The following is a 1,990-nucleotide window of genomic DNA, read 5'->3' on the forward strand; positions in this document are numbered from 1 at the left end:
GATTCGTCACGTAAAAGTTGAATTTTCAACTTTTCATTGAAGCTGGATGGCGCTTTATACTCCATTACCCAATATAAACCAGTGGTTTTTTTGGCAATGGGATAGGCCAGCGATTTTAGTCCCCATGGGTTACTGTGCACAATCTCACCACCGTTTTCTGTAACGAGGTCAGCGTATTTTTTCTGAGCGGCTTTAAATTCCTCATCAGAAAGCACAGGGGTAAAAATCACCATCAATTCGTAATTGTTCATTTCCCTTGTTTTGTGCCCCTATCCCCTAAAGAGGTATAAGAACAGTTATAAATATTGTTGATTTCCGCTTATTTTAAACGGGCAGCGAAGGTAAGGCATTTAATGCAGAATTAGCAAGGGTTACAGAAGATTTTTGACAATTATTTTGAAGCTGGCAAAACGCCTTAAATTAACCCCGATTTATTGAGTTGATACATAGAAAGGAGGGCAGTATTCAGGGAATTATCAAACAGTTTTAAAAGAACCTGTATTTTATTGATTGTTGAACATTGAAAATTGATTATTTAATATTTGCACTTAATCAAGGAGTATTGATTAAACAATTCCGACACAATAGAGAAAAAACTGCTTTTACAAATTGTCTCCATTCTCTATCAATCAAATACCTTTGCACTCAATTTGTAACATGACCAAAAAAGAACGCATCATACTTTTTTTACTGGCGGCGCTCAATTTTACCAATATCCTGGATTTTATGATAATGATGCCATTAGGAAATTTCCTGATGCCGCATTTTAAAATTGGTGCACAATATTTTAGTGTTATTGTTGCAGCATATCCCATTGCATCTTTTGCTAGCAGTGTTACCGCTGCTTTTTTTGTAGATAAATACGATAGAAAAAAAGTGTTGCTGTTTGCCTACATCGGTTTTTTAGTGGGCACTATCTGCTGCGGCATTGCACCCGATGCAGCTTTTTTAATGGCTGCAAGAATATTAACCGGATTATTTGGAGGGCTTATCGGCACACAAATTTTAAGTATAGTTGCCGATACTTTTGATTATGAAAAGCGGGGCAGGGCAATGGGGGCCATCTTTACGGCGTTTTCCATTTCTTCAATTTTTGGTGTGCCCTTTAGTTTGTACCTGGCAAAATTAATAAGCTGGCATGCGCCATTTTTATTTATTGGTATCGTGGGCATTATTATCATTCCCATGATTATCCGCTTTTTGCCACCCATGACCAAACATTTACAAAATCAAACAGCAGAAAGAATTTCTCCCGGAGAAGTGTTCCTGGAACTGAGTAAAAATAAAAGCCAGTTGCTGGCATTAACCTTATCCGGTTTTTTAATGATGGGGCATTTTTTAATTATCCCTTTCATTAATCCTTATATGGAATTTAATGTGGGTTTTACCAAAGATCAAACTCCACTTATTTACATGGTAGGCGGTGTGTTTTCTTTAATGGCATCATTTGTTATTGGCCGCATGGCCGATAAATACGGTAAGCTTAAAATTTATTTATACAGTGCAGGTGCTTCTTTAATACCTATATTTTTAATTACCAGCATGCCTGCCATTCCTTTTTATTTTGTGCTGTGTGTGTTTGCAGTTTGGTTTTCTTTTTCTACCGGTAGAACAATACCAGCGCAGGCAATGATAAGCACCGTGGTTAACCCAGAAAAAAGAGGGTTGTTTATGAGCTTTAATGCCTCCATACAACAATTATTTACCGGCCTTGCGGCATTAATTGCAGGTGCCATTGTTGCTAAACAACCCGATGGTAAAATACTGCACTATAACTGGGTGGGCTACCTTAGTGTAACTATTGTTTTTTGCACTTTGTTTATTGCGGCCAAGCTGGCTAAGCGGCAGGGATTAAAATAGTTAATTGATTGACTACATTGTCAGTTAATTGGTGTTAGAGTAACCTGTACACCGGGTACCTGTTATGCCCCGGCTCGTAATACGGCGAGTTTTTATAAATAAAATTTAATTGTGCTGATGCATCGGCAGC

2 protein-coding genes are annotated in these 1,990 nt (G+C 37.8%); one reads left to right on the forward strand and one right to left on the reverse strand.

What is annotated here, in order from left to right; genetic code table 11:
• A partial coding sequence (gene rpsF, locus ACY65O_RS06000; RefSeq protein ID WP_462219944.1) for a 30S ribosomal protein S6 occupies window positions 1–251 on the reverse strand: 251 nt, incomplete at its 3' end.
• Window positions 252–657: 406 nt separating this feature from the next.
• Here rpsF and ACY65O_RS06005 point away from each other — a divergent pair.
• Window positions 658–1,860, forward strand: a complete 1,203-nt coding sequence (locus ACY65O_RS06005; protein WP_462219945.1) for an MFS transporter — start codon at window positions 658–660, stop codon at window positions 1,858–1,860.
• The last annotated feature ends 130 nt before the right edge of the window (window positions 1,861–1,990 follow it).

Origin of the sequence: Ferruginibacter sp., from assembly GCF_031430955.1 — a bacterium.
Lineage (GTDB): Bacteria > Bacteroidota > Bacteroidia > Chitinophagales > Chitinophagaceae > Ferruginibacter.

Excerpts from the sequence above, each read along its gene's own strand:
- ACY65O_RS06005 (WP_462219945.1), top strand. The coding sequence starts at position 658 with ATGACCAAAAAAGAACGCATCATACTTTTTTTACTGGCGGCGCTCAAT.